We start from the raw sequence: 19,576 nt of genomic DNA, 5'->3' as shown, positions 1-19,576 counted from the left end.
GCCCAAAAGCAAAATCCCAAAACGCAGGAAAACGAGGTCCAGCACCCCACTTTCCTGCAAAATCGAATACTACATCAAGACCAATTCTGCTTACTTCTCAGACCGACCCGTATTCTTCACGGACGACTACTTAGGGAAGATCCGGTCGGTGGGCTGTGGTTTGTTGCGCTTCTTCAGGGGCTCAAAGACTGGCACGGCATTCTGCGTGCTCTTGCAGGGCCCATAGCCTCGCTTTCCGCGCACTTCGATCTCAAGGATAGTCTCTTCGGTGCCTTCATCGAAGGCCACGGTCACGTCCCAATATTCCAGGCGCATTGCCTCGTCCGGCCGAAGGCCGGTATTGCTCATGAAGAGGACGAGGTCGTGCAGCTGCTCGCCCCACCAGTTGTATTTATTGTTCTTGAGCTTTCCGGCTCTCTGCCCGGTCGCCTTGTAGAGCTGGCGGTTTTCACCGGGGGAGAACCAGGCGCGATGAGAAATTTTGCCGTTCTTCCGATAAGGTTATGATAGATCAGGAAGTGCGGTGAGCCATTGGTGCCACAAAGCGGTCTTGAGAATTTGTCTCTTCAGTACATCCCCCGGTGCCGCTGCGGGCCTTCCCGCGCAAGCCAAAAGCGAATTCAGAACGCTAAAGAACCCGGCAGGTTCCTCAGGGTAAGTCGATCAGCTGATGCGCAGATTTTCGGCGCTCATCTTGCCCGATCGATCTGCCATCAGCTCATTAGCCGGCCTTCTCGACCGCGCTGATGTGAACGAAGACGTCAGATCCTCCGTCTTTCGGCCGGATGTAGCCGTAACCCTTGGCTGCGTTGAACCACTTCACAGTCCCCATTGCCATTGCATATCTCCAAACTGAACGTCCGCGATCGCATCGAAGGGTGCCTGACCAATTAAGGACGTCCGCGCGATAGCTACATCTCACGCTGAGCGCCCCTCACGCGTCCATAATCGTTTTCGCCCAGGACGGTTCCTGCGGGCGATTGGTCGTGGCGGCGCAGCCGGCAATGGCGGTCGCTCATCGCCAGCTGGCTCCTCGGCCTGTACCGCGGGCTCGCCTTGCGTCACACATCGATCGAGCTTCTCGAGGGCGTCAAGGAAATTCCGTCCCTCCTCAGTGATGGTCCAGTATCCCACCTCCCGCTCGATGAGCCTTTGACCGAAGATATCGAGGTTCGGCCCGCGGCTCGCGATGCGCTTCATGCGCTCCTGCCACTCGGCCCCGCTGGTGTAAAAAATGGCCAAGTGCTGTTTGACCAGTTCAAGACCGGCTCGGCCGCCCGGCAAGTATCTTCAGTATGGACTGCGGATTCCGATCGATGTCGCCCAGGATTCCGAGATGATCTCGCCCACCATTCCGATTTGAAGTCGCCCACCCGTTCCGAGATGATGTCGCCCACCATTCCGGGATGATGTCGCCCCGGGTGACGAGACCTCTTCTGGCTCCCATAGGGTCAACCTTTCGGTTTTGCGAAGGGGGACCCTGGATGCCGACGGAGAGGCTTGCGATGCGCCGTGTGCGCGATGTGATCAGGATGAAGGCGGCTGGGCTGCCGAGCCGCGAGATTGCTCGGCGGATGGGCGCGGCGCCCTCGACAGTGCGGCTGACCATCCGGCGATTCGAGGCCGCAGGCCTGAGCTGGCCGTTGCCCGACGAACTCACGGACGCAGCCCTGGAGGCCCGCCTGTTCGCCAAGACCGGCAACGGTAACCGGCAGGGTCATCGCCGCATCGCCGAGCCCGACTGGGCGGCGGTGCACCGCGAGCTCAAGCGCAAGCATGTGACGCTGTCGATCCTGCGGGAGGAGTACATCGGCGCCGAGCCCGGCGGATACCGGTACTCGCGCTTCTGCGAGCTTTACCGCGCCTGGGAGGGACGCCTGTCGGTGACGATGCGCCAGGCGCACGCGGCCGGCGACAAGCTGTTCGTCGACTACGCGGGCGACGGCGTGCCGGTGGTGGTCGACCGCCTCACCGGCGAGCGGAGGACGGCGCAGATCTTCGTCGCCGTGCTCGGCGCCTCAAGCTTCACCTACGCGCAGGCGACGTGGACGCAGGGGCTCGCCGACTGGATCAGCGCCCATGTTGGCGCCTTCGCGGCGATCGGCGGCGTCCCGGCGCTCTTGGTGCCTGACAACACCAAAGTGGCAGTCATCAAGGCGAGCCTCTACGACCCGCAGATCAATCGCACCTATGCGGAGATGGCCGCGCATTACGGCACGGCCGTCTTGCCGGCGCGACCTCGCAAGCCGCGCGACAAGGCCAAGGTCGAGCAGGCCGTCCTCATCATCGAGCGCTGGCTGCTCGGCCGCCTGCGCCACCGCGTCTTCTACAGCCTCGCCGAGGTCAACGCAGCGATCGGCGAGTTGCTCACCAGGCTCAACGAGGAGCGGCCGATCCGGCGGCTCGGCGTGACGCGCCGCCGGCTGCTCGAGGAGATCGACCGGCCGGCGCTCAAGCCGTCGCCGGCGAGCCCCTACGTGCTCGCCGAGTGGCGGATCCGCCGCGTCAGCCTCGACTACCACGTCGAGGTGGTGAAGCATTATTACAGCGTTCCGCATCGCTTCGCGCGTGCCGAGGTCGAGGTACGGTTCACCGCCCGCACCGTAGAGATCTTCCACAAGGGCGAGCGGATTGCCGCGCATCAGCGCATGAGTGGCAATCACAAGCACACCACCGTGCCGGAGCACATGGCCTCCAGCCATCGGCGCTACGCCGGCTGGACTATCGGGCGTATCCGTCAGGACGCCGCCGCGATCGGGCCGGCAACCAGCGCATTGTGCGACCTCATTCTCGACGAGCGCTCGCACCCCGAACAAGGCTTCCGCGCCTGCCTCGGCATCCTCAGGCTCGCCGCCTCCTATGGGCGCGAACGGCTGGACGCGGCGGCTGCGCGGGCGATCGACATCGGCGCGCGCACCTATGGCTCGGTCAAGTCGATCCTCACCAACAATCTCGATCGGCGTCCCGCTCACCAGCGCTCCGCGGACGATGCGCCGATCCTGCATGCCAACATCCGCGGACCGCGCTACTACAATTAGGAGACCGTCCCTTGCTCACCCATCCGACCCTCGACCGCCTCAACGCCCTCGGCCTCCACGGCATGGCCAAGGCCTTCGCCGACATTGAAGCCGCCGGTGAGACTGGCAGCCTCGGTCACGCCGAATGGCTTGCTCTGCTGCTCGAACGTGAAACCTCGCTGCGGCACGACAAACGGCTCGCCACTCGCCTGCGCTACGCCAAGCTGCGCCAGCAGGCATGCGTCGAGGACATCGACTATCGCACCCCGCGCGGTCTCGACCGCCCGCTGTTCGCCAAGCTTGTCGAGGGCCATTGGATCGACGACCACGTCAATCTCGTGATCTGCGGCCCGGCGGGCGTCGGCAAGAGTTGGCTCGCCTCGGCGCTCGGCCACAAGGCCTGTCGCGACAATCGCTCCGTGCTCTATCAGCGCGTCCCGCGCCTGTTCGACGATCTGGCGCTCGCCCGCGGCGACGGTCGTCACCCACGCCTATTGCGCAGCCTTGGCCGTGTCGATCTGCTGATCCTCGATGATTGGGGGCTCGAGCCGCTCGATGCCGGCGCCCGTCACGACGTCCTGGAAATCCTCGAAGATCGCTACGGTCATCGCTCCACCATCGTCACCAGCCAGCTCCCCGTGGACCAGTGGCATCTGCTCATTGGAGATCCCACCTATGCCGACGCCGTGCTCGATCGCCTCGTCCACAATGCCCATCGGCTCGACCTCACCGGTGAGAGCCTGCGCCGAACCCGGCAATCCGCCCGAAAGACCTGAGCGCTGTGGACATGCCGCTGCGCTTGGACAACGCAATCGCGTTGCCCACATGCCCACAGCAACCGCAGAAGAAGAAAAAAGGTTGAAGTCGCGATTCCAGATTGACCGCGCGGCTTGACCGATGCCAGAGAACCAGCCGGCCAGAACGCCTCGCCGCTGGGCGAGATCAAATCGGAAAGGTGGGCGACATCGTCTCGGAATCCACGGGCGACTTCATATCGGTACGCCCGGGCGACTTCGTCGGAATCCGCAGTATGGGCAGCTGAAAGCTCACATGAGCACGCAGAGATTCAATGAAAGCACAACAATACCGGCGCTACCTAAGACCGGCTAGCGCACATCATCGCTTTTCAAACGGAGACCTTGCCGGGTAAGGCTAACAAAGGGGGCGAAGCACTGTAGTCGTTCGGATTCGCCACTTTCATGTTCCCTCGCAGCTCGGATCGTACTGCTTGTCTGGGCCGAGCCGCTCGCCGCCCACAAAACGGCCGATCGGGCTTGTTGTCCCTATTATGTTCTCGCGCGATCGACCCGCAAGCTGGCGCATGCCCTCACCAAAACAGATGGAAAGAACGGCTGCAGCCGCCGAGCGGAATGTGTCCGCTGCGGACGAACTGGACAGACGTGCGCAAGGCCACGGGACGGAAAGCCACCATTGACGTCTATGGCTTCCTGCCTTGTGACCCAATGCCGAGAGCACTTCATTCTGCAATGCGCCAAGACTGGGATCGAAGCCGCGCTGCTCTTGATATGTGACTACACATCGATGTTCGTAATTCTCACGAGCGGGCGCGCGTGTACAGAGCTCGTGGCAAGTCATCCTGCCAGATCTTCATAACCCCAGATCTTCATAACCAATGAAATCGCCACTCATCGTGTGGCCACATCGTCGCACTTAGGGGCTCGAGCGTGCAATGCCGATTGTCCTATTTGCGACATGTTGTCGATCCCGCGATAGGCCGCTTGGATGAGCAAGCATCTATAATCCAGCTGTCGGAGTTGGCATGGGCTTTGAAGGGTAGAATCTCATCATTGCTCAGGAGCGCAGGTATGGCTTACGGAATTGATGGTCCTCAGTTCATGGCACGGATCGGGTCCGAGTTCGGGTGCTCCAATCTTCGCATCAACGTCTCGCGTATGAATTTGCCTTTGTGATCGACCTCGCTCGAGCCCGATGTGCGTCGTCAACGTTGCGCGATTGCGGCGATCGTCCAAGTCTGCGGCGGCATCTGCAGTCTCTCCTTGGCGCTTATCGCATGCGAGAATCGAGACCGCGCTGGTTGAAGCCCCGCGTTCGAACCGTGGTCCGTTTTCGCATCCAAACGTGCGCCCGCACGAGGCTGCCTGTGAGCCTGCATGCGGGCTGACTGCGAATTCCGGCCAGGAAGCGGCCCGTGAATGAGGCGGCACGTCGTTCGCCGACGCAAACGGCGGCATGATTATGGACAAGATAACCAAGACAAGGCCGCGATTAATCTCGCGACCAGAAGTGAATGCACGGACGGCCATCCGTCGTTTCGCTGTCGAGCTCAGCGAAACCGCGAAACTCGCGTGGCCAATGGTGCTGACGCAGGTTGGGCAGATCGCAATGATGACGACCGATCTTGCCTTCATCGGGCGCATCAGCACTGAGGCGCTCGCCGCGGCAGCGCTGGCAGGCCGGTTCTATCTCATCAGCGTCACCTTCGGCGTGGGGCTACTAAGTGCCATCGCGCCTTTGGCAGCGCAGGCGTTTGGCGCGAATAATCTAGCCGCGGTACGGCGTACGCTGCGCATGGGCTTATGGACGGCTCTGGTCCTGTCGTTCCCGATCATTGCTGTGGCGCTGCGAGCAGAGCAAATACTGCTTGCGTTGGGCCAGGCCCCGGATGTGGCGCGGCTCGCCCAGCAATACCTCTTCGGATTAGGCTTCAGCGCGGCTCCGGCACTGGCGTTTTTGGCTATCCGCAGTTTCATGGGGGCGGTCCATCGGCCACAGCCTGTCTTCTGGATTACGCTATCAGCCATCCCCCTCAATGCCTTGCTGGTCTATATGCTGACCTATGGAAAGCTTGGGCTGCCCCGGCTGGAGCTATTCGGGGCAGGGCTTGCGACCACGCTGGTGAACTGCGGCATGTTTTTGGCCGGTTTGTGGTTCGCTGCACTGCGCCAGCCGTTCCGTGACTACCATGTGCTTGCGCAACTCTGGCTTTTCGATTGGCGCGCAATGCGGCAGCTCATCGCAGTTGGAACGCCGATCTCCATCGCGTCATTGATCGAGTCGGGACTATTTTGGGCCACGTCGCTGCTGGCAGGCTTGATCAGCACCAGTGCACTGGTCGCTCATCAGATCGCGGTTCAGATCGCAGCGATCCTGTTCATGATTTATCTCGGCATTGGCACAGCCGCAGCCGTGCGCGTTGGCCATGCAGCCGGCCGCCGCGACACTGCAGGCGTCAAGCGGGCAAATCTGGCCGCGATGCTGATCGGTATTGTCATAGCTGCGATGCTAACGCTCGCGCTGATCGCCGGGCGTTTTGAGATCGTCGAGCTGTTCCTGGGCAGATCGGCCCGCGATTCCGAGACGATCGGTCTCGCTGCAAAGCTCCTCATCGTCGGCGCAACCCTCTCTATCACTGACGCCGCCCAGTGCATTGCGGCAGGCGGCCTGCGCGGACTGAAGGACACGCGGGTGCCGCTTCTGTTTGCGGCCATTGCTTGGTGGCTGATCGGCTTTTCCCTCAGCTATTGGCTCGGTCTGAAGGTCGGTCCGGGCGCCATTGGTATATGGATCGGCTTGTCGATAGGAACGACCATCTATGCGGCGCTCCTCGTCCTGCGGTTCCGCCACTTGACAAGCCGCGCTCACTGATGCGCGCGCATTACTGATGCCAAACGGCGACCATAGGCCAGCATGCTTGCCAGTGCCGATGCGACCGGGTCGAACGCAAGACTGGCTGAAAATTGGACGTCGCGCTTCATGGCGCGGCTGCAATGATAGATAATGAAGAGATAGCAACTAGCATCGTATTATTCGATCGTTTCATTTCAGAAAACGATAACCAAAGTGGTTAGCTCGTTTGGGGGCGAGTAGAAACCCTCAAGTGTCCTTTGACGACTTGCAGGCTTGTAAACTTGTCACTATTGGCAGAATGGCTCAACGGGCCCTCCCTTCGAGAGCAAAGCCCGCAAATCGTGCGGCCCAGCAGCGCCTACCGGGCGTCGATGCGATCACCGTTAATCAGGCATATCAATTTTCAACACGCCGACCGGTGTCTGCAAGCTCCACAGCTGCGGAATTCCTCGCAAGCACACGAGATGCATCGCTGGACTCAAGCCGCCACGCGAAACGACCCACATCAGGGATGTTTCCTGGCTCAATCGCGATGGCGACCAGTTCAGGATCGGCTACGGCGGCGAGCAGGTTCGGTTGGACGCGGCATTTGCCAATGTTGCTTGCGAGGCCAAGGCTACCCTCGGCTTGTTCGATGTCCTGCCTAACGTCCCGCCGGGGCTCGGCGACCCTCGGGGCCTGTGATGAATTCCGAGGCTTTGCGCGGCGCCCGGAGACGTGCATCAGGCGACCATGCTCAGACCAAACTGCTGACACTGCAGCCGGTGTCCAATCCAACTCGGCCCAGACTACGGCTGAGGAGAGCTGCTGGGGCTCGCGAGCCGCTAATCCCGGCTCGGCCCTGGTCGACACGCTGGCCGGGCGTTGGTCAGCATAGCCGGGAGCTCCGTGCCCGCATTGCGCCAGCCCTAGCAATCATTATCGGTTCCAAGTCGATGGGCTGGCGCGTCAGCCAAGTCCTGGGCGCTCCCGATCCGCTACCTCCCAGCTAGACGAAAGCTTTACGATCATGTTCGAACGACCGCACCGGAATCGGGCTCTCATCGTGCTGTTCGACGGGCTTCGCCCCGATCTCGTCAAGCCATCACTAACACCGAATCTGATCAGGCTTCAGCGCCGCGGTGCGGTGCTGGCCCGGCAGCGCACCGTCTATCCCAGCGAAACACGAATCGCGCTCACGAGCCTCGTCACTGGCGCGACGCCGGATCGCCACGGCATCGTTGGAAACTCATATCTCGACAAGCAGTCGCCGATTCCGCGCTCCGTCGACACGAGTGACGCGCGCATGATCGAGGATCTTGATGCCGCGAGCGGCGGCCATCTACTAGGTGTGCCGTCACTTGGCGAGATCTTGGCGGCAAACGGCAGGACCTTCGCGGTCCTGGCTTCCAACTCGGCGGGGGCAACGCGCCTGCTGAACCATAAGGCTCGAAAGTTCGGCCAAGTGACGCTCTCCGGTCACTTCCCTTGCATCGCGACCTCGGCCGAGATGCTCAGAGAAGTGGAGACTCTGCTGGGGCCGACGCCGGCGCCCCCGCCCACGGGAACCCCAGATCTTGCCTCTCAAGCCTTTCTGACTTCAGCATTTCTCGACGTCCTCTGGCCTAGGCTTCGGCCCGACCTCGCAATCCTCTCCTTCGGCGAGCCCGATATCTCCTCGCACGATTGTGGGACTGGCGCGCCAAAGACGCTTGAAGCAATCGGCTTTGTCGATCGGCAGTTTGGCCGCGTGCTCGATTGGTGGGAGGCTGAGGGCTTGTCCCAAGGCGTGCACCTGATCGCCGCCTCCGATCATGGACACGTGACGGTGCATGCGCAGGCCGATCTATTCGAGACGCTGGAGGTTGCGGGGCTGCGCTGTGGCCCGACACCGGCGGCCGGGATCGATGCGATCGTCATACCTGGGCAGGTCGGAGCAATTTACCTCACCGAGCCATCGGAACACGTTATCCGCCGCGCGGTCGGGGCGATGATCGAAAGGCCCTGGTGTGGGCCGATGTTCACCGCGGGTGGCGCGCTCGATGGCATTGCACCAGGCAGCTTTGCCCGCCATTTGGTGTTCGCCGACCATCCCCGATCGGCGGACATCCTGTTCTCGTTCCGGTCGGATGACAGACTCGATCCATTTGGCCTTAGCGGTCGCACTTGGAGTGCGGATGGGCCTGTCGGCTTCGGAGTGCACGGCGGGCTGCATGCCAAGGAGATGTCGTCGGTCGGCATTTTGGCGGGACCGCTGATCAAAGGCGGCTTTGTTTCACATATCCCTTCGAGTATTTGCGATTTTGCGCCGACAGTGCTCGGTCTTCTGGGCCTCTCGCGGTCGGCAACGATGACCGGTCGCCCCCTTGCAGAGGTCTTTATCCATGATGGAGAGGACCTGACTAGTACGGTTGAGAAGATATACGAGACCAGCAGCGGCGCATACCGGCAGTGTCTTCGTCGTGTGCAGGTCGGCGACGCCGTTTACCTTGATTTTGCTGACGTCGTAGCTCGTCCCAGCAACCTGACATGAAATGAGCGTCGATCCGCAAAGCTCATCAAGGGGGATAGTCGCGTTGCGCATCTCGATCTGTGATCGATGAAATTCGTCGAAGAATTCGATGGAGCGCGAAATTCATGCGCTGACCGCGGGGTTACTGCATCAAATCAAACCCACATGTTTGCTATCCTGTGCGAATAAATACCATCCATCGGGAAGGGCCGGTTTATGTCGAAGGTGTCACCATTTCATTCAAAGAAGCCCAATGCGCGGAACGTCTATCACGACAACGACAAGTGTACCGAGGGCAATAACATCGAACGGCAATATCTCGCCTCCGGCACCGGAGGGCGGCCGCGCTGCGAACATTGCTCGCGCCTAGCCTAGTTCGCAACAGGTGTGGCGGGTAAAAATGAGCCCCGCCTCGCCACGGAAAAATCCGCTCTTACCCGACCGGAAGCAGTTCAGCCGCCTAGTGGATCTGCATCAAGCAGGAAATGATGTGCGCCGCTAGAGATCGGTCGATCCTAACTAATGATCCGAAAGTCCAACACTGAACGAAGGCCATCTGCGCTCGGCAACGGTCCATCAATCTAAAGTCGTGTTAGCATGGAATTTAACCTCGAGAGTTTGAATGCACCTCAGCATTTCAGAACCGCACGCCGAACATCAACGGCAATGAGCAACTGCGGAGCCGCAGCGCGAGGCTCGTGGACTTCGCCCCGGAAATCACAGACAAACCTGAAGTAGGAATCGTTCTGCCAGGTGGCTGCGGCAAGTCTGGGACGATTGCATTACGCCCTTCGCGTTTCGCTCGGCCCGCACGCTGCTCTGGCAAAACGCCGCCGATTGCGAAACAGTTGGTCGGAGACGTTGATCGTTCCGGAAACAGCCATTTCTACGCGGTGAGAGGCGTCCTGAATTGGCATGAAGGTGCTGACGGCTCACGGCATGATGCGTCCCGTCAATGCTCCGCTTTTCTTCCGAAATAGCCTTCCACCGTATTGGTGGAAACGGTTCCTGTGCGCGGCTGAACTCGATTTTAAATACAACACACGCAAAAAGACGGATGGCGAAAGAACGGCGACTGGCGTCCGTCGCATCGACGGCAAGCGCCTGATGATGTATCGCCCGAAGGGCAAAAAGCAATGGCGCGAGTAAGAGTATCTGAGGTTCGCGCTGAGCACCTGCTAACCGAATTGCTGACTGCTCAAGGTTGGGATACGCGGCGCGCTCCCAATGGCGAACTTTTGCGGCAGCACGAATACAAAGACCATGACCACCTGCGGGACGTATTTCTTCACCGTAGCAAGGTGACTGCAATTGGGCACGGTTTGCCCGAAGGTGTTCTTGTTGATCGGCAAACCCTCCAACCCCTGCTCGTCATCGAGGCCAAGGCGTCTGTCGCAGACATCGATAAAGCTGCACAAGAAGTCACGACGGTCTGCGGTCGCGCTCTCATTGACGCTGGCTACAGTCCTCTTGCCGTTGCAGTTGCTGGCACGAGCGAGGACGCGTTTGAAGTTCGGGTCTTCAAGTGGGATGGCAAGAAATGGCGCGCCGTCACCTATGAAGGAAATCCTATAAGCTGGATACCTAATCGGATTGATACCGACAGGCTGCGCCGGCCGGAGACAACTGCGGATCTGCGGCCATCTGTCCCCACGCCAGATGTGCTGGCTGCGCGGGCCGATGAGATTAATCGCCTGTTGCGAGAGTCCAACGTCAACGATCGGTCACGGCCAGCCGTTGTCGGTGCTTGCATGTTGGCGCTGTGGCAATCCCGTGGACAGTTGCGAAAAGACCCTGAATACATTCTGGGTGACATCAATCAGGCCTGTGAGCAGGCCTTCTGGAAAGCCCAAAAGCCTGACTTGGCAAAAAGCCTCCATGTCGATGAGGCCAACGACAAGCTTGCAATTAAAGCGCGCCGAATCATCAATATTCTTGAGCGCTTGAATGTCTCTGTTCTCACGGCCGAACACGACTATCTAGGTCAACTCTATGAGACGTTCTTTCGCTACGCTGGCGGAAACACGATTGGCCAGTATTTTACGCCCCGTCATATCGCGAGCTTCTGCGCGGAGTTTGTCGAGGTCACCAAGAACGACATCGGTCTTGACCCGGCTTGCGATACGGGCGGATTTCTCATTGCAGCGATGGATCGCATAGCGCGCGAGCATAAGCTTTCACGTTCTGAGATGGTGAAGCTTGTTAAAAAGCGCCTCATCGGATTTGATGATGAGCCCATCACGGCCGCTTTGTGCGTACCGAATATGATCCTCCGGGGAGACGGGTCGTCGAGCGTGCATCGCGGGGACGCATTCACGGCGCCAGAGTATCCGATGAAGTCAACGAGCGTCGTTCTGATGAATCCGCCTTACCCGCACAAAAGCACAGATGCGCCAACGGAGCGTTTCGTTGAGCGCGCGCTTGAGGGGCTTTCGCAGGGCGGCAGATTTGCCGCAATCATACCGTTGTCGCTTCTCGTGAAAAGCAGTAAGACGGAATGGCGCAAATCCATTCTGGAGAAAAACTCGCTAGAGGCTGCGATAAAGCCTTCCTGACGAGCTGTTTCAGCCTTATGCGCAACCGTACACAGTCATAGTCGTTCTGCGGAAGGGAATTCCTCACTCGGCAAACAAGCCGGTATTCTTTGCGCGGATTGAAAATGACGGCTTTAGGCTCAAGAAAGGAGTGCGCATTCCTTGCGAAGGTAGTGAGCTGTCAAAGGCGTGGAGCCACTATCGCGAAAGCAAATCTGAGCCGGGTTTTTCTGGCTGGTCGAAGCTTGACGAGGACGTCAGCTTTGCACCAGGGGCTTACATTCGCGCGCGAGAGTTGCCCGAGAATGAGCTTGATGATGCCGTCCTTGAGGTCATTAGAGGCAGAGCCGCCTTTGTGGCGGCACATGCGGCCGACGTTGTGCGCCTTAATACCGACAACCCAATCGACCTGAGGAAAGCCCGCAAGATTCGGCCGCTGCGCTCCGAGCCGGGCACAGTGGGCGCTTATTTTGATATCGCTTATGGTCAGAAAGCCCTGCACAACAAAGAAGCGCTCTTGGCCGGAAAATCTCTCGTTATCTCATCGAGTGGAATGGATAACGGATGCTACGGTTTCTTTGACTTTGAGGGAGTGCTTGAGCCGCCGTTTGTTACTGTTCTTAGTACGGGCTCAATCGCCGTGGCTCATGTGCAGGAATGGCCTTGTGGCGTAACGGATGACTGTCTCGTCTTGCTCCCCAAGGAAGGCGTCCCGCATGCCATGCTTTATGTTGCAGCCGCCGCGATCCGCAATGAGCGCTGGCGGTTCAGCTACGGTAGGAAGGCGACACCGGCGCGCATTGCTGACTTTCCGCTTTCTCACGACAAGGAGCAAATCAAGCGAATTGAGGGCTATCTTGAGCGCGCCGCTCGCGTTGAAGACCAAATGCTCGAAGACGCAGAAGATGCGCTCGATAATAATACCGCGCGCACTCGTCTAGGTGAGTTACAGAAGGCGTCAACAAAGCTAGTCAGTGGGTCGGAGCTTAGTGCACGCCTGTCTGCCCTCTCGGAAGACTAAAATGCCCATCGTTGGATTTGCATTTACCGACTCCGCGCTGGACTTCATCGCGGGACTGCCGCCAAAGATCAGGCGGCAGGTGATAAAGAAAGCCAAGGCGCTTCATACGAACCCTTTTCCGCCCGGTTCGAAAAAGCTGCACGAAGTGCAAACGCCTCTCGGAGAGGCGGGGTATCGTGAGAGGTCCGGCGACTATCGCATCCTGTACATTGTTCGAACCAAGCCTGCCGAGGTAATCATCCTCGACATCGACAACAGGAAGGACGTTTGTCGAATGCCTAAGACCAATGCAAAGCCAGCAGATGAGATGCGGATGAAGCAAAGCGATTTTGACGACATCATGCGCGGCGCTCTGTCAGCACCGCCTCCGAAGGACACAAAGCCGACCGGGCAAGGCGAGGCCCAAACGACGAAGCGGCTCAGCGCCTATCCAGCCAAGTCCAAGCAAAAAAGCCGCTAACGCTTGAGAGATGGTGCACCACACGCCTTGGTTTGGTTGCATTGCGTGGTGTCGTCGAAAAAAGCAAAGGCAGTGTTCCCCGGACAAGCTCTCTGACGACTACAACGCACTCATTTCCAAGTTTCCCGGGAGCACTCGATGTTTAGTCCCGAGCTTTGATGGTGCATCCTTATTGCACGATTCGAAGAAAGCTGACCGCCTCCGTCGTGGTGGCGCAGCCGTGTAAAATTTGTCCCATAGCGTCGAGCAATACAAAATAGTCAAGAGAGCTTAAGAGCGCTGGCTAAGCGCTATGGGATCAATCCCAAAACGGTCGCCAAGTGGAAGAGGCGCGGCTCCGTCAATGATCTGAAGACAGCCCAAGGAGCCAAAGTCCACCTCTCTATCGGTAGAGGACAAGGCCATCATCGTGGCCTTTCGGCAGCATACCCTGTTGCCGCTCGACCACTGTCTCTACGCTCTTCAGGCCACGATCCCGTACCTGACCCGCTCATCGCTTCATCGATGTCTTCAGCGCCACAGCATTTCGCGGCTGCCGGACGTGGGAGATGGCAAAGGCATCAAACGCAAGTTCAAGAGCTACCCAATCGGCTACTTCCACATCGACATAGCTGAGGTCCGCACCGCCGAAGGCCGGCTCTATCTCCTCGTCGCCATCGATCGCACCTCGAAGTTCGCCTACACAGAGTTGCACGAGAAAGCCTCCAGGCGCGTCGCCGCCGACTTCTTGCAGAATCTCATCAACACCGTGCCTTATAAGGTTCACACCGTCCTCACGGACAATGGCACTCACTTCACCGATCCGGCCGGCGACAGTTGGACCGCGGCTGACATCAAGGAGAAGATCGAGCGGAAGGAGTTCTTCTGGGCGCATGCTTTCGTTGTGGCCTGCGCCCGCAACGATATCGATCATCGCCTCACCAAGCCCAAACATTCCTGGACCAACGGTCAAGTCGAACGCATGAACCGAACGATCAAGGACGCCACGGTCAAACGCTTCCACTACGAGACTCACGCCGAGCTCCGCAGCCACCTCTCAGACTTCGTCAACGCCTACAACTTCGCCAAGCGACTCAAAACTCTCAAAGGCCTCACACCCTACGAATTCATCTGCAGGGCCTGGACAAAAGAGCCAGAACGATTCACCCTCAATCTGCTCCAGCTAATGCCGGGACTAAACATCTGGGAGGCTGCATCCGCAGGCTTCTCGGTTACCAGCGATGTCCTCGCAGGTTCATCGACTGGCTCGGGGCCTCCAGACATACCAGATTAGGTGGGCATGAAGATCAGCCGGAGTGCTGTACACAGTCGATCCGCGCCGGAGGATTGTGGTCGCCGACTGCGCGGCGAGAACCGCGATGTGATTGCGCGGCGCCTTGATCTTCCTTGCTTCCGCTCGACCGACAAGATATGAGATCAGCCTAATGGATTTTGCTTGGCCCGTACCGGCGGAGTCGTGGCCCTGCTGTTCGCGCGGTGCCAAAGAAAGTCTGGGGGAGCTGTCCCTGCGAATTCGAAGGTTCGGTACCGGGCGCGGTTGCGCTAATCAGAAATGACTTTCAGTGCTTCCACCAAAAGCCTATTGTCGTCTTCAGTGCGGCTTGCGATACGCAAGAATCGTTTGCCATTCTGAAGCGTCTTGCCGCCATTGTGCCTGATCAGTATCCGTCTATCTTTCAAAAGTTTTGAGGCGATCACGTCCCCACCCGGAAAGTGGGGCGGAAGTTCGCAGAACACGAAGTTTGCATCTGGCTTCAGAACTCTCATTCCGTCGATGCTGCGCAGGTCTGCGTACAATTTGTCCCTGTCGCTGCCCACCCTTGTCCAGCTCTGCTTCGCCGCGTGCGCCAGGTGAGGAAGCTTGCTTAGAAAAAACTCCGCAAACGTGTTGACATTCCACGCGGGCAGGGCAGCCCTAATTTCGTTCATCGTCTGTGCATTTGACGATGCCGCATACCCGAGCCGCAAACCGCATGTCCCGTAAATCTTTCCCAGGCTTTTGAGAACGATCACATTGGGAAATTCGAGCAAGTGGTTTTCCAAGCTCGCACTTCGTCCGACTTCACTAAATTCGATGAATGACTCATCGATCAATAGGAGCTGCTGTTGATCTCGAAGCGCGGAAGCGAGATATAGCAAATCCGCATAAGGAACGGCCCGCGAAGTTGGATTATTCGGCGATATCACCACCGCGCCGTCGACACCATTTGCATGCGCAAACGCCGCATAGCCGTGCACATCGAGTTCAAAATCTGGCGGTGGAAGGATGAAGCGCGACAACCGCCCGGGCAAGGCGGTGGTTTCATAGGGATTGAAGGTTGGGACCGGGACCGCAATCCTCATACCCAGTCGACCAAGAAGGATGGGAATCAGTTCAGCCACGCCATTGCAAATGACAAGATTATGCGCCGGAATCTTCACCGCATCCGCAAGAAGCTCTAGCATCTGCATATTAGGAGAGGGATAGCAGGTGATAAGCCGCGGTAGAGCGTCCTTAAGTTCGTCAAGGAACGCTTGCGGCGGAAAATATGGATTCACCAGAAGGACGAAGTCCTTGATGTCATATTTCCAATAGCCGCCGGGGAATCGGTTGATGAGGTCGGAGACGTCATCCGACCTACGTGGTACGTCGATTTGTGCAGTGCTGTTCATGAGTGGACTAGTGAACCGTTTTAGGGCTGACGAAAAGTCTAGAACGATCGCGTTCTCTCGACTAGCTCACGGCCAACAACCATCTGGCAGCTCCGACTCGCGTGAAAAGTTGCCCGGCAATATGACTGGTGCGCGCACATTGCGATTGGCGAGGCTACACGTCATCGCGCGACCTGCATGGTAGGGGAAGCCTGCAACACGCAGCAGCTCACTCGCTGGATCATACTTCCATCCGCAATCAAAGGGACCGACTAGCCAAAGCCACCGATGATGCGACTGCGAAGATACTTATTGCCGCATACATTATTGCACTGAGTGGTGGCACACGAACAGGCGCGACATGCGCCATAGCGAGCAGCAAGAAGCAAATGCTCACGACGTCAGCAAATGCTTCAGCAGGAATGAGAGGCTTGAGAAGAAATAAGAGCGCCAGGAACGGCACGTCGTAAGACAAGGGAACGCCTAAGAAGCAGCCATCGCACGACCGGCCAAAGTTCGCAAAGTAGCTAAGCCTTATTGCACCAGCGACCAGTAGCATGGTTGCGGTCGCAACGGCGAGCGCCGAGGCTTGGCTGACTTGTACCACAATTACCGCAGGCAGAACGGCTCCATAGACAATATCGGCAAACCCGTCGAGGCTCGCTCCCATCTTTGCAACATCTGGATCGCGACCCTTCGTGCGACCTGCCACAAACCCGTCGAGGTGGTCCGATAGAACAGCCCAAAGCGCTACTGCCACAGATAGCTCGAGGCGCTCAGAGAGAGCAAGAAATAGGCTGGTGGAGGAAAAGAGCAGACCTGTGATGGTTATGGCGTTCGCTGGATCCCAAAGGTATTTTAGCATTGGACTCTCACCTAGTCTGCAAATCACGTCTCGGCGTGTAGGCGTTCATTCGGTTCTTGAAAATCCGCTCGGCAATTTGCAAATCCTCAGCATTATCAATTTCGTACCAGTTGAGGCCATCGCATCGCGCCGCGGCGAGCTGTAAACCGCGTCTTTCTATCAGATAACCCAAAAGTTCTTCGGTGTAGGTCTGCCTAGCCCCGGCAGCGATGATATCGTCCAGCGTCGGAACGATCGTTGCCTTGAGTGTCGGCGCCGAGAGACGTAATAGGTTCATCGTCTTGAATAGCTTTGGGCCATCCGCAACAAGATCTGACGCCGTTTGCTTCATTCGAAAGCTTGAGATGAAGCCGTTCTGAGACAACAGAACGGCTGACCCTTCCATGGAATCATCGAAGGGAACGACTGCAGCCACATCAGTCCCCCGCCAGATAATCAAATATCGCAACGCATCCTCTTCGAAAAAGACGTCGCCCTCGAGGAGAAAGCAGTCTCCGGAGAGAAGCGCGTCGCGCGCCAGCCACAAAGAATAGGCGCTTCCGGTGCGGTCAAAAACAGTCGACTCGACATATTTGATTCTGAGCCGGCCAAAGCGGCTCCCGCAGGCATACTGAATGGCGTCTTTGCGGTAACCCACGACGATCGTCACCTCTTCCACGCCGACAATTTCCAGGTTGCGCAGAGCGTTGTGAAGAATCGAGGTGCCATTGACCTCAATGAGCGGCTTCGGCCTCAGATCTGTCAGGGGACGCAGGCGAGAGCCGCAGCCAGCGGCGAGAATGACGGCGTTCTTGGGAGCATCGGTCGCCATTTAGTTCCTTTTCGTCGCTCCGCTAAGGTGAAGCACCGACGAGTGTCTTCGGCCGCAACGGATGCTTGCTGAAGCGAAATCAAGCCGGCCGGAGCCTTGAAGATCAACTCCAAGGGTGAAGGCAGACAATTGGTCCTCGCCGGTCCTTTCCCAAAGAGGAGGGAGGCCATGGATCCGGTACCTCGAGCTGCTGCCCAGATGGAAAAATGCGAATTTCGGCCGAGTGAGGCGTGCTACGCCATCTAAGGACATCTCAGTGCAACGAAAGCCATTTGAGATTGAAGTCGCACCTGGCCAGCTAGCAGGAAGTCCAGGACGGTGAGATCTCGGTAACAAATATGCTCCTGTGTCGACGAAACCCTATTTGCGCAATTCAGCGTCGGGCCGCAGATATATTGCTTCCGCACGGGCGAGTTCGTCGTACTTCAAAAGTTCGAAGACTTCGTCGAGAGTAGCGATATTCGGCTCAACGCTCGCGGTGTTTTCCTCAACGATGATGCGACGGCAGACTTGCCGCATTGCCGCTATTGCCGCTCGCATGGAGTGGTTGGCCCAGATCACGGTGGCGATGCGGGCTTCACGGTATACAGAGATCGGCGTTCGGTAGTATTTCGTCGGAACGATCACGACGGGCAATCTGTTCTGCCAAGCGCGCGCGAATGAAAGGATTTCGTCCGCAGTGCTCCTTCGCGAATGAATGAGGATCGCATCGGCTCCCGCGTCGGCGTAGGCGTGAGCGCGCAAAAGTGCTTCGTCCATCTCATACCCAGCGATCAGCGCCTCGATCCTTGCAACCAGAACCAAGTCGTCTGCGACCGTATCCTTCACTGCCCGGAGGCGGCCCGAGAATTCGTCGATATCGGCGAGCGGGTGCCGATCCCCAACAAACGAGTTCATCTTCGGAAAACAGCTGTCCTCCAGTGCGACGCCGGCAGCGCCGCGCTGGAGGAGCTTGCGCGCCAGCAGTCGAGCATTGTTGAAATTCCCGAAGCCGCCGTCGCCGTCAACCAGGACAGGAAGTTGGCTCGAATCTACGATCCGCTCAACAGCGTCGACAAGCTGGCTCCACGATGCTTCGTTCGCGTCGCGGTAACCTAGAGAACAGGCAATCGACAGACCGGACGCCCAGAGCCCCTTGAATCCTGAGCGCTGGGCGATTGTAGCGGATAGGCCGTCATGCGCCTCCATCAGAAACGAGAGCTCGCCATGCGAGCAGACCTGCGCACGAAGCATTTCGACAGGCGACGGCCGAGTGCATTGATGACCTGCGTTGGGCCGAGCGGATTGTGGTTGATACTTCATACAGAAGTCCTTTTGGCCGGCCGTCGATTGGTGCAAACCGCACTGCTCATACCCTTTTGCAGTGATGCCGATCAATGACCAGCGTTGGTAGGTGATTGGGACGTAAAAGCTTGCATGATCGCCATACGATGGGCGCCGAACGCGGGGCTGGTTGTGATGGGTGGATCCAAGCCGACACGTTAGAAAGGAAAGCTTTGGTGCAAATGAAGGATCTCGGCTCGCAAGCCGGGTGCTAGCGCCCTTCACAGAGCATTGACCCCTTGCGGGAGGAAGCCTGGCCAAAAGGTGATATCCAGTTCACACAGATGTTGAGCAAATATCGACTGCTATGGTTGTCGTAGTGACTGCTGTTGCGTTTTCGACATATGTCGCAATCCCGTCGATAGGGCTGCAGTTGGGTGGCAGTCTCCGGAGAAGTGAACCGGCAATCTCCCAAGATCTTGTCCTGCCGCGAGAGTTTGAGGTGCCACGGACTGGTATGGCATTTGCTGATCTCGTTCCACGTCCTCTCTATTCCAGGAGAAATTCATGGCGGATGTGCAAGGGGTTGTTCTGTCGTCACGGGAAAGACAGTGCTTGCGATGGGTCGAGGAAGGGAAGTCGTCCTGGGCCATCGGAGTCATCCTGAAAGTGAGCGAGAACACCGTCAACTTTCATGTCAAAAATGCAATGCGAAAGCTGGAAACGACCACCCGTATCCAATGCGTCGTCAAGGCGCGGCGTCTGCGTCTTATTGAGTAACGGCCGCCATTCCGTTGCCGCTGATGCAGATCTAGCGAAATGTAAGGGCCGACTGTGGGTTGCTCCGGCGGAATGGGAAGCGAACTACGCGACC

General features: G+C 58.3%; 14 protein-coding genes and 2 pseudogenes. 11 read left to right on the top strand and 5 right to left on the bottom strand.

The window, feature by feature from the left end; translation table 11 throughout:
- A partial coding sequence (locus I6F16_RS36065) for a hypothetical protein (protein ID WP_225174593.1) occupies positions 1–507 on the top strand: 507 nt, incomplete at its 5' end.
- 156 nt (positions 508–663) lie between these two features.
- Here I6F16_RS36065 and I6F16_RS36060 read toward each other — a convergent pair.
- A pseudogene (locus tag I6F16_RS36060) lies at positions 664–838 on the bottom strand (cold-shock protein).
- A gap of 667 nt (positions 839–1,505) precedes the next feature.
- Here I6F16_RS36060 and istA point away from each other — a divergent pair.
- The 9 genes and pseudogenes from istA (at position 1,506) to I6F16_RS36015 (ending at position 14,405) form a co-directional block, all read left to right on the top strand.
- The gene (gene istA, locus I6F16_RS36055; RefSeq protein WP_225174595.1) at positions 1,506–3,038 is read left to right on the top strand and encodes an IS21 family transposase; all 1,533 of its coding nucleotides are present in this window, start codon (positions 1,506–1,508) and stop codon (positions 3,036–3,038) included.
- An 11-nt stretch (positions 3,039–3,049) separates the two neighbouring features.
- The gene (istB, locus tag I6F16_RS36050) at positions 3,050–3,793 is read left to right on the top strand and encodes an IS21-like element helper ATPase IstB (protein WP_225174592.1); all 744 of its coding nucleotides are present in this window, start codon (positions 3,050–3,052) and stop codon (positions 3,791–3,793) included.
- Positions 3,794–5,228: 1,435 nt separating this feature from the next.
- On the top strand, positions 5,229–6,644 hold the full coding sequence (locus I6F16_RS36045; RefSeq protein WP_225174591.1) for an MATE family efflux transporter: 1,416 nt from the start codon (positions 5,229–5,231) through the stop codon (positions 6,642–6,644).
- 991 nt (positions 6,645–7,635) lie between these two features.
- Positions 7,636–9,138 carry an alkaline phosphatase family protein gene (locus I6F16_RS36040; protein WP_225174590.1) on the top strand — a complete coding sequence of 501 codons (1,503 nt, stop codon included), beginning with the start codon at positions 7,636–7,638 and terminating at the stop codon, positions 9,136–9,138.
- Between the two features lie 894 nt (positions 9,139–10,032).
- Positions 10,033–10,266, top strand: coding sequence for a hypothetical protein (locus tag I6F16_RS36035; protein ID WP_225174596.1), 234 nt, complete (start codon positions 10,033–10,035; stop codon positions 10,264–10,266).
- Complete coding sequence (locus I6F16_RS36030; RefSeq protein WP_225174589.1) at positions 10,254–11,672, top strand: N-6 DNA methylase; 1,419 nt, start codon at positions 10,254–10,256, stop codon at positions 11,670–11,672. The genes I6F16_RS36035 and I6F16_RS36030 overlap by 13 nt, the downstream gene beginning before the upstream one ends.
- 130 nt (positions 11,673–11,802) lie before the next feature.
- The gene (locus I6F16_RS36025; RefSeq protein WP_225174588.1) at positions 11,803–12,672 is read left to right on the top strand and encodes a hypothetical protein; all 870 of its coding nucleotides are present in this window, start codon (positions 11,803–11,805) and stop codon (positions 12,670–12,672) included.
- 1 nt (position 12,673) lies between these two features.
- Positions 12,674–13,132: a hypothetical protein gene (locus I6F16_RS36020; protein WP_225174587.1), complete on the top strand. Its 459-nt coding sequence runs from the start codon at positions 12,674–12,676 to the stop codon at positions 13,130–13,132.
- Between the two features lie 249 nt (positions 13,133–13,381).
- Positions 13,382–14,405 (top strand): annotated as a pseudogene (locus I6F16_RS36015) (IS481 family transposase).
- A gap of 269 nt (positions 14,406–14,674) precedes the next feature.
- On the opposite strand, the gene I6F16_RS36010 reads toward I6F16_RS36015, so the two are convergent.
- The 4 genes from I6F16_RS36010 to aepX form a co-directional block, all read right to left on the bottom strand.
- Positions 14,675–15,784 (bottom strand): histidinol-phosphate transaminase, encoded by a 1,110-nt coding sequence (locus I6F16_RS36010; RefSeq protein WP_225174586.1) that lies wholly within the window; start codon positions 15,782–15,784, stop codon positions 14,675–14,677.
- A gap of 238 nt (positions 15,785–16,022) precedes the next feature.
- Complete coding sequence (locus I6F16_RS36005) at positions 16,023–16,628, bottom strand: CDP-alcohol phosphatidyltransferase family protein (protein WP_225125797.1); 606 nt, start codon at positions 16,626–16,628, stop codon at positions 16,023–16,025.
- Positions 16,629–16,635: 7 nt separating this feature from the next.
- Positions 16,636–17,439, bottom strand: a complete 804-nt coding sequence (locus tag I6F16_RS36000) for a phosphocholine cytidylyltransferase family protein (RefSeq protein WP_225174585.1) — start codon at positions 17,437–17,439, stop codon at positions 16,636–16,638.
- 360 nt (positions 17,440–17,799) lie between these two features.
- Positions 17,800–18,672, bottom strand: coding sequence for a phosphoenolpyruvate mutase (gene aepX / locus I6F16_RS35995; RefSeq protein WP_225174594.1), 873 nt, complete (start codon positions 18,670–18,672; stop codon positions 17,800–17,802).
- Positions 18,673–19,269: 597 nt separating this feature from the next.
- Here aepX and I6F16_RS35990 point away from each other — a divergent pair.
- Positions 19,270–19,482: a helix-turn-helix transcriptional regulator gene (locus I6F16_RS35990; RefSeq protein ID WP_225125801.1), complete on the top strand. Its 213-nt coding sequence runs from the start codon at positions 19,270–19,272 to the stop codon at positions 19,480–19,482.
- The last annotated feature ends 94 nt before the right edge of the window (positions 19,483–19,576 follow it).

This window comes from Bradyrhizobium sp. IC4060, from assembly GCF_020193715.1.
GTDB lineage: Bacteria > Pseudomonadota > Alphaproteobacteria > Rhizobiales > Xanthobacteraceae > Bradyrhizobium > Bradyrhizobium yuanmingense.
The sequence above is the reverse complement of the archived record's forward strand: the minus strand, read 5'-3'. Positions and strand labels throughout refer to the sequence as shown.

Coding starts and splice junctions, on each gene's coding strand:
- istA (WP_225174595.1), top strand. CDS start 1,506: ATGCGCCGTGTGCGCGATGTGATCAGGATGAAGGCGGCTGGGCTGCCG.
- I6F16_RS36045 (WP_225174591.1), top strand. CDS start 5,229: ATGATTATGGACAAGATAACCAAGACAAGGCCGCGATTAATCTCGCGA.
- I6F16_RS36040 (WP_225174590.1), top strand. CDS start 7,636: ATGTTCGAACGACCGCACCGGAATCGGGCTCTCATCGTGCTGTTCGAC.
- I6F16_RS36035 (WP_225174596.1), top strand. CDS start 10,033: ATGAAGGTGCTGACGGCTCACGGCATGATGCGTCCCGTCAATGCTCCG.
- I6F16_RS36030 (WP_225174589.1), top strand. CDS start 10,254: ATGGCGCGAGTAAGAGTATCTGAGGTTCGCGCTGAGCACCTGCTAACC.
- I6F16_RS36020 (WP_225174587.1), top strand. CDS start 12,674: ATGCCCATCGTTGGATTTGCATTTACCGACTCCGCGCTGGACTTCATC.
- I6F16_RS36010 (WP_225174586.1), bottom strand. CDS start 15,784: ATGAACAGCACTGCACAAATCGACGTACCACGTAGGTCGGATGACGTC.
- I6F16_RS36005 (WP_225125797.1), bottom strand. CDS start 16,628: ATGCTAAAATACCTTTGGGATCCAGCGAACGCCATAACCATCACAGGT.
- I6F16_RS36000 (WP_225174585.1), bottom strand. CDS start 17,439: ATGGCGACCGATGCTCCCAAGAACGCCGTCATTCTCGCCGCTGGCTGC.
- aepX (WP_225174594.1), bottom strand. CDS start 18,672: ATGCTTCGTGCGCAGGTCTGCTCGCATGGCGAGCTCTCGTTTCTGATG.
- I6F16_RS35990 (WP_225125801.1), top strand. CDS start 19,270: ATGGCGGATGTGCAAGGGGTTGTTCTGTCGTCACGGGAAAGACAGTGC.